Genomic DNA, 8,324 nt, shown 5'->3' on the forward strand with positions numbered 1-8,324 from the left:
AGGGATAATCGTTCGTTGCTATGCTATCTATCGCCATGAACTATCGTGGCGACGGAGGATGAATAATGAATATTCGTGATCTTGAATACCTGGTAGCGTTAGCCGAGCATCGTCACTTTCGCCGCGCGGCAGATTCCTGTCACGTCAGCCAGCCCACGCTGAGTGGCCAGATCCGTAAGCTGGAAGACGAGCTGGGCGTGATGCTGCTGGAGCGCACCAGTCGTAAGGTTCTGTTCACACAGGCAGGTCTTCTGCTGGTGGATCAGGCGCGCACCGTGCTGCGCGAGGTCAAAGTGCTCAAGGAAATGGCAAGCCAGCAGGGGGAGGCCATGTCCGGCCCGCTGCATATTGGCCTGATCCCAACCGTTGGCCCGTACCTGTTACCGCACATCATTCCGATGCTGCACCAGACGTTCCCGAAACTCGAAATGTACCTGCACGAAGCGCAAACCCATCAGCTGTTGGCACAGCTGGACAGCGGCAAGCTCGACTGCGCCATTCTGGCACTGGTAAAAGAGAGTGAAGCCTTTATTGAAGTGCCGCTGTTCGATGAGCCGATGATGCTGGCGATCTATGAAGATCACCCGTGGGCGAACCGCGATCGCGTGCCGATGGCCGATCTGGCGGGTGAAAAGCTACTGATGCTGGAAGATGGCCACTGCCTGCGCGACCAGGCGATGGGCTTCTGCTTCGAAGCGGGTGCGGATGAGGATACCCATTTCCGCGCAACCAGCCTGGAAACGCTGCGTAATATGGTCGCGGCGGGAAGCGGTATTACGCTGCTGCCTGCGCTGGCGGTACCGCACGAGCGTAAACGTGATGGCGTGGTTTATTTGCCGTGCATTAAACCAGAGCCGCGTCGTACGATTGGCCTGGTCTATCGCCCTGGGTCACCGCTGCGCAGCCGCTATGAGCAGCTGGCAGAGGCCATCCGTGGTGCGATGGATGGCCATTTTGACAGCGCGTTAAAACAGGCGGTTCAGGCCGTTTAGCGCCGCGACCCGATAGGCTTCCGCCATGGTCGGGTAGTTAAAGGTGGTGTTGACGAAGTACTCAATGGTGTTACCACCACCTTTCTGCTCCATGATCGCCTGACCGATATGAATGATTTCCGCGGCGCGTTCACCAAAGCAGTGAATCCCGAGGATCTCTTTCGTCTCGCGATGGAACAGAATCTTCAGCGTACCCACGCTCATCCCCACGATTTGCGCCCGCGCCAGATGTTTAAACTGCGCACGACCCACCTCGTAAGGCACCTTCATAGACGTCAGCTGCTGCTCGGTTTTCCCTACGGAACTGATTTCCGGGATGGTGTAGATGCCCGTCGGGATATCTTCAATCAGATGCGCCGTCGCTTCGCCTTTCACCAGCGCCTGAGCCGCAATGCGTCCCTGGTCGTAAGCGGCTGAGGCCAGGCTTGGATAGCCAATGACGTCGCCGACCGCGTAAACGTGCGGCAGGGCGGTCTGATACATGCTGTTGACCTTCAACTGACCGCGGCTGTCGGTTTCAAGCCCGATATTTTCCAGCTGCAGGGAATCGGTGTTGCCGGTACGGCCGTTGGCGTACAGCAGGCAGTCGGCTTTCAGCTTCTTGCCGGACTTCAGGTGCATGATCACCCCGTCGTCACAGCCTTCGATCTTCTCGTACTCTTCGTTGTGGCGAATGACCACGCCGCTGTTCCAGAAGTGGTAGGAGAGCGAATCTGACATTTCCTGATCGAGGAACGCCAGCAGGCGGTCGCGGGTGTTGATCAGGTCAACTTTGACGTCCATTCCGCGGAAGATCGACGCATATTCGCAGCCGATGACCCCTGCGCCATAGATAATGACGTGGCGGGGTTCATGGTGCAGGCTCAGAATCGAATCGCTGTCGTAGACGCGCGGGTGCGAGAAGTCCACGTCGGCCGGATGGTATGGGCGTGAACCGCAGGCAATCACAAATTTTTCAGCGGTAATAGTTTCAACCGACCCGTCGTGGCATTCGAGTGCCAGGGTGTGTTCATCCACAAAATGCGCGTTGCCCTGCAAAATTTCGCAGTGGTTACGCTCATAAAACCCCTGACGCATACGTGTCTGCTGGTTAATGACGGTATCCGCGTGATTCAGGATGTCGGCAAAAGATGAACGAAGAAGTCGGGAATGGTCGCTGTAAAGAGGGTTCTGGTTAAATTCGATAATGCGGCTAACGGCGTGGCGGAGGGCTTTCGAAGGGATGGTGCCCCAGTGGGTGCAACCGCCGCCGACATTATGGTAGCGCTCGATGACCGCTACTCTGGCTCCCTGTTTCACCAGACCCATAGCAGCGCCTTCGCCGCCGGGGCCGGAACCAATAACTATTGCGTCGTAATCGTAGGAATGTGGCATGGCAAGGCTTACCTGTTCTTATACATAAAAGCAACAGAATCATAACATCATTGCCAGAGTAACCCAATTATCGTTGTGCTTTTTTCCGGCAGTGGAGCACAAACCGCACGTAAACAATCATTCACAAAGCCAGGCAAACAGATTAATTTTATTCTCTGGTATAGTGCCATCAGGCCTTTGGAAGGATTCAACTATCGTGATGGGCGTAAGAGCACAACAAAAAGAGAAAACCCGGCGTTCGCTGGTGGAAGCCGCATTCAGTCAACTGAGTGCCGAGCGGAGTTTTGCCAGTTTGAGCCTGCGCGAAGTCGCACGCGAGGCCGGGATTGCGCCAACGTCCTTCTATCGTCACTTCCGTGATGTGGATGAACTGGGCCTGACCATGGTCGACGAGAGCGGCCTGATGCTGCGTCAGCTGATGCGCCAGGCGCGTCAGCGTATCGCCAAAGGGGGCAGCGTGATCCGCACCTCCGTGTCGACCTTTATGGAATTTATCGGCAATAACCCCAACGCGTTTCGTCTGCTTCTGCGCGAGCGTTCGGGCACATCGGCAGCGTTTCGTGCCGCCGTCGCGCGCGAAATTCAGCACTTCATCGCGGAACTTGCCGACTATCTTGAACTCGAAAACCATATGCCGCGTGCGTTTACTGAAGCACAGGCCGAGGCGATGGTGACGATTGTATTCAGCGCGGGTGCCGAAGCGCTGGATGTCAGCATTGAACAACGCAAGCAGCTCGAAGAGCGACTGGTATTACAGCTCAGGATGATCTCCAAAGGCGCGTACTACTGGTATCGCCGTGAACAAGAGAAACTGGCACATCAAACCGAAGAGTGAAGGTGAGTAATGAAACAGTCAGGTCAGGATAAAGGGACGCTGTTGCTGGCATTGATCGCTGGCTTATCCATTAATGGTACGTTTGCCGCTATTTTTAGCTCAATCGTGCCGTTTTCGATTTTCCCGCTTATTGCGCTGGTGCTGACGGTGTACTGCCTGCATCAACGTTACCTGAACCGCACCATGCCGGTGGGGTTACCGGGGCTGGCCGCCGCCTGCTTTATTCTGGGCGTATTGCTGTACAGCACCGTGGTTCGCGCGGAATATCCGGATATCGGCTCTAACTTCTTCCCTGCGGTACTGTCTGTGGCGCTGGTGTTCTGGATTGGCTCGCGCATGCGTAGCCGTAAGAGCCAGTTACCAGAGTAAAGGGTTTTGTCATTGTAGGCCGGATAAGCGAAGCGTCATCCGGCTTTTTTGGCAGGTGGCGCTTCGCTTACCTGCCCTACAAGGCCACATTACTTCGCCGTGAGCAGTACACCGCACTCCATATGATGCGTATACGGGAACTGATCGAACAGCGCCAGACGTTCAATATTGTGCGTCTGGCCTAATGTTTCGAGATTCTTGCACAGCGTCTCCGGGTTACAGGAGATGTACAAAATACGCGGGTACGCCTGCACCATCTTCTCTGTTTCGCTGTCCAGGCCACTGCGCGGCGGGTCGACAAAAATCGTCTCACACTGGTAGCTCTTCAGATCGATCCCTTCCAGGCGGTTAAACTGGCGAACGCCGTTCATGGCCTGGGTAAACTCTTCAGCGGCCATGCGAATGATCTGCACGTTGTCGATATGGTTAGCGGCAATGTTGTACTGCGCGGCGGCCACCGACGGCTTGGCGATTTCCGTTGCCAGCACGCGATCGAAGTTACGCGCCAGCGCCAGCGAGAAGTTGCCGTTACCGCAGTAGAGCTCAAGCAGATCGCCCGTTGACCCTTCCGTCGCCTTCAGCGCCCACTCCAGCATCTGCACGTTCATCGCGGCGTTGGGCTGGGTGAAGCTGTTCTCGACCTGACGGTAAACCATCTCTCTACCCGCTACCGGCAGGCGCTCGTCGATGTAGTCCTGATCCAGCATGATTTTGGTTTTTGTCGCGCGGCCAATCAGGTGAACGTTGATGTTCTGCGCGCGCAGCGCATCGCGCAGCGCTTCCGCCTGCTCGCGCCACTCGTCGTTAAGCGCTTTGTGATACAGGAGAGAGACAATCGCCTGATTGCTTTGCGTGGTCAGGTAGTCAATCTGGAACAGCTTGTTACGCAGTACCGGATTGTTGCGCACGCCGTCCATTACCAGCGTCATTAACTGGTTAATGAGCTCGCTCGCCGCCGGAAAGCTGTCCACGCGGATACGGGATTTTGTCTGCTGATCGAAAATGATGTGGTACAGGTCGTCACCGTCGTGCCAGATGCGGAACTCGGCGCGCATGCGGTAGTGGCTGACAGGAGAGCGGAACACCTCGGGAACGGGCGCGTTGAAAGGCGTCATCATACTTTGCAGGCGGACAACTTTCTCTGCCAGCTGCGCGTCGTACTGTTCTGTCGGGAGGTGTTCTGGGGTCATGATGCGTCCTGAGTGATAAAGAATTACGCGGCGATTGTAGGCATTGTTCAGGGGATGTCCAGATTTAATGGCCAATAGCTGTCTGGACATCCATACGTGTCTAATTGTAGCATTCTGTTTCCGGTCTCCTGAGAGTGAAAAGGGAATCCAGTGTAAATCTGGAGCTGACGCGCAGCGGTAAAGACTGGCGGGATGAGCGTTGTAGACACTGTGAAAATGGGAAGTCTTCATCCTTATATAGCCACCTAGCCCGAAGACCTGCCGGGATCACGTCGCATTTGGTTTCATCATCGCGTGCTATCGATGAGGCCTGCGGCATCCTTCTTATATTGTGGATGCTTTAACAATGATTAAAAAAGTATCGCTGTTGACGGCGTTGTCCGTCACGGCATTTTCGGGCTGGGCGCAGGACAGCGCCGACTCGTTGGTGGTGACGGCAAATCGTTTTGAACAACCGGCAAAAACTGTTCTGGCACCGACGTCCGTCGTGACGCGTGAAGACATTGAGCGCTGGCAGGCAAAGAGCGTGGTGGAAATCATGTCACGTCTGCCTGGCGTGGATATCGCGCAAAGCGGTGGAATGGGCTCGAACTCTTCGACTTTTATTCGCGGAACGGAATCTCGCCATGTGCTGGTGCTGGTTGACGGTATTCCTTTGAATAACGCCGGGATCAGCAACGTTCCCGATCTGAGCCAAATCCCGACCTCGCTGATTCAGCGTATTGAGTACATCCGTGGTCCGCGTTCAGCCCTGTATGGCTCCGACGCGATTGGTGGCGTGATTAACATCATTACCGGACGTGATAAGCCGGGTGCAGAAATCTCAGCGGGCGTTGGCTCTAAGGGTTACCAGACCTATGATGGCGCTTTCCAGCAGGTGCTGGATAAAACCAAAATCACCATGGCGGGTAACTACACCTATACCCGGGGTTTTGACATCGCCGCAAAAGATGCGCCGCGCCAGCCTGACCGCGATGGCTTTATGAGTAAATCGCTGTACGGCTCCGTGGAACAGCAGATTACCGACAGCGTGAGCGGCTTCTTCCGTGGCTTTGGTTATGACAACCGCACCGCGTATGACGGTTACGATCACTACGACGCCAACTTTATGGTGGATGGACGACCTGATACTCGCCAGCTCTACAGCCAGAACTGGGATACCGGTCTGCGTTACAACCAGGGGATTTTCCAGTCACAGCTGGTGGCGGGCTATGGTCGCAGTAAAGATCAGAACTATGATCCGAAGAAAGGGCGTTACGCTGATTCCGCCACCATGGATGACGTGAAGCAGTACACCACCCAATGGCTCAACACCGTAGAAGTCGGTCACGGCAACATTGGCGCAGGTCTGGACTGGCAAAAGCAGAAGACCCAGGCTGGAACGGGCTATCTGGAGAAAGGTTACGAGCAACGCAATACCGGCGTGTTTGTTTCGGCGATGCAGCAGTTCAGCAGCGTGACGCTTGAAGCGGCGGCGCGTAATGACGATAACTCTAACTTCGGCAACCATGGCACGTGGCAAACCAGCGCAGCGTGGGAGTTTGTGGAGGGCTATCGCGTCATTGCCTCCTACGGTACCGCATTTAAAGCACCGACCATGAGCCAGATCCACAGTGCCTCTTACGGTAATCCGGACCTTAAACCAGAGGAGAGTAAGCAGTGGGAAGGGGGCTTTGAAGGCCTGACGGGACCGGTCAACTGGCGTATCACCGGTTATCGCAATGACATTGATAATCTTATTAGCAGCGATCCGCATACGTATCGTTACTACAACGTTGACGAAGCACGTATTAAAGGTGTGGAAGCGACGGCACAGTTCGATACTGGCCCGGTCAGACATCAGATTTCCTATGATTATGTCGACCCGCGTAATGCCAAAACCAACGAAGTACTGGCCCGTCGTTCTAAGCAGCAGGTTAAGTACCAGCTTGACTGGCAGGTATGGGATCTCGACTGGAACCTTGCCTACCGTTATCTGGGCACCCGCTATGATGTCGCGATTGATCCAGACACCTATTCGTCAGAACGCGTGAAAATGGGCGGTGTCAGTCTGTGGGATGTCGCAGTTTCGTATCCTGTCACCTCACATCTCACAGTTCGTGGTAAAATAGCCAATCTGTTCGATAAAGATTACGAGACAGTTTATGGCTACCAAACTGCAGGACGGGAATACACCTTGTCTGGCAGCTACACCTTCTAATCCGCGTCCCACCGTGCTGGTGTTTGATTCCGGCGTCGGTGGGCTTTCGGTCTATGATGAGATTCGGCATCTTCTGCCGGATCTCCATTACATCTACGCCTTCGATAACGTCGCTTTCCCGTACGGGGAAAAGAGCGAAGATTTTATTGTTGAGCGTGTCGTTGAAATCGTCACCGCGGTACAAAAGCGCTATCCCCTTGCGCTGGCCGTCATCGCCTGTAATACGGCGAGCACCGTTTCTCTTCCCGCCCTGCGTGAAAAATTCCAGTTCCCGGTTGTGGGCGTCGTTCCTGCAATAAAGCCTGCCGCGCGTCTGACTGCGAACGGCATTGTGGGTTTGCTGGCCACGCGAGGCACGGTAAAGCGTCCTTATACCCGCGAGCTGATCGACCGTTTTGCCAACGAATGCCAGATAGCGATGCTGGGTTCGGCTGAGCTGGTGGAGATGGCTGAAGCGAAGCTGCATGGCAAGGCGGTATCACTCGAGGAGCTGCGTCGTATTCTTCGTCCGTGGCTGCGAATGCCCGAACCTCCGGATACCGTTGTGCTGGGCTGTACCCACTTCCCGCTATTACAGGAAGAGCTATTGGAGGTGCTGCCGGAGGGGACGCGCCTGGTGGATTCCGGTGCGGCTATTGCCCGTCGTACGGCCTGGTTGCTGGAGCATGAAGCGCCGGATGCGAAATCTACCGATGCGAATATCGCGTTTTGTATGGCTATCACGAAAGAGACTGAGCAACTTTTACCCGTTTTACGCCGTTATGGCTTTGAAACGCTCGAAAAACTGGCGCTGTAGCACGGTTTTGAGCAAAAAAGAGACGGTTGAAAGTTTTTTTTAAAAGAGGGGTTGTCAACGTCTGAGAACTCCCTATAATGCGCCTCCACTGACACGGAACAACGGCTTACAGGCCGCCGGGTTAGCGAGGTTCAGAGATGAACGCCAGCAGAGAAAAGCGAAAATAATCACTTGACTCTGAATGAGGAAAACGTAATATACGGGACCTCGCAACGGTGAGCTTAAAGCCGCGTTGCAACTGCTCTTTAACAATTTATCAGACAATCTGTGTGGGCACTCAAAGTGACATGGATTCTTAACGTCCTCGGACAAAAAATGAATACCAAGTCTCTGAGTGAACATACGTAATTCATTACGAAGTTTAATTCACGAGCATCAAACTTAAATTGAAGAGTTTGATCATGGCTCAGATTGAACGCTGGCGGCAGGCCTAACACATGCAAGTCGAGCGGTAGCACAGAGAGCTTGCTCTCGGGTGACGAGCGGCGGACGGGTGAGTAATGTCTGGGAAACTGCCTGATGGAGGGGGATAACTACTGGAAACGGTAGCTAATACCGCATAACGTCG

The 8,324-nt window shown here is 54.6% G+C and carries 7 protein-coding genes, 1 rRNA gene and 1 riboswitch; of the genes, 6 read left to right on the plus strand and 2 right to left on the minus strand.

Translation table 11 applies throughout. The features are described 5' to 3' along the window. Positions 1-65: 65 nt before the first annotated feature. Positions 66-992 carry a DNA-binding transcriptional regulator OxyR gene (oxyR, locus tag BM007_RS21405; protein WP_044597477.1) on the plus strand — a complete coding sequence of 309 codons (927 nt, stop codon included), beginning with the start codon at positions 66-68 and terminating at the stop codon, positions 990-992. Here the strand turns inward: oxyR and sthA are convergent. After that, positions 966-2,366, minus strand: coding sequence for a Si-specific NAD(P)(+) transhydrogenase (gene sthA, locus BM007_RS21410; RefSeq protein ID WP_008501785.1), 1,401 nt, complete (start codon positions 2,364-2,366; stop codon positions 966-968). The two genes, oxyR and sthA, sit on opposite strands and share 27 nt — an antisense overlap. 196 nt (positions 2,367-2,562) lie before the next feature. Between sthA and fabR the strand changes: the two genes are divergently transcribed. Both fabR and BM007_RS21420 read left to right on the plus strand, forming a co-directional pair. Further along, positions 2,563-3,201 carry an HTH-type transcriptional repressor FabR gene (fabR, locus tag BM007_RS21415; RefSeq protein WP_008501784.1) on the plus strand — a complete coding sequence of 213 codons (639 nt, stop codon included), beginning with the start codon at positions 2,563-2,565 and terminating at the stop codon, positions 3,199-3,201. 9 nt (positions 3,202-3,210) lie between these two features. Beyond that, on the plus strand, positions 3,211-3,570 hold the full coding sequence (locus BM007_RS21420) for a YijD family membrane protein (protein WP_008501783.1): 360 nt from the start codon (positions 3,211-3,213) through the stop codon (positions 3,568-3,570). An 89-nt stretch (positions 3,571-3,659) separates the two neighbouring features. On the opposite strand, the gene trmA is transcribed toward BM007_RS21420, so the two are convergent. After that, the gene (gene trmA, locus BM007_RS21425) at positions 3,660-4,760 is read right to left on the minus strand and encodes a tRNA (uridine(54)-C5)-methyltransferase TrmA (protein WP_090420885.1); all 1,101 of its coding nucleotides are present in this window, start codon (positions 4,758-4,760) and stop codon (positions 3,660-3,662) included. A 104-nt stretch (positions 4,761-4,864) separates the two neighbouring features. Next, positions 4,865-5,041, plus strand: a riboswitch (cobalamin riboswitch). Positions 5,042-5,106: 65 nt separating this feature from the next. Here trmA and btuB point away from each other — a divergent pair. The 3 genes from btuB to BM007_RS21445 all read left to right on the plus strand — a co-directional run. Further along, positions 5,107-6,960 (plus strand): TonB-dependent vitamin B12 receptor BtuB, encoded by a 1,854-nt coding sequence (gene btuB / locus BM007_RS21430; RefSeq protein ID WP_061716301.1) that lies wholly within the window; start codon positions 5,107-5,109, stop codon positions 6,958-6,960. Next, entirely contained in the window at positions 6,905-7,756 is an 852-nt protein-coding gene (murI, locus tag BM007_RS21435; protein WP_048989427.1) for a glutamate racemase, read from the plus strand. The genes btuB and murI overlap by 56 nt, the downstream gene beginning before the upstream one ends. Positions 7,757-8,139: 383 nt before the next feature. Next, positions 8,140-8,324, plus strand: a 16S ribosomal RNA gene (locus BM007_RS21445); the annotation flags it as partial.

Source organism: Enterobacter sp. NFIX59, from assembly GCF_900113755.1.
GTDB lineage: Bacteria > Pseudomonadota > Gammaproteobacteria > Enterobacterales > Enterobacteriaceae > Enterobacter > Enterobacter pseudoroggenkampii.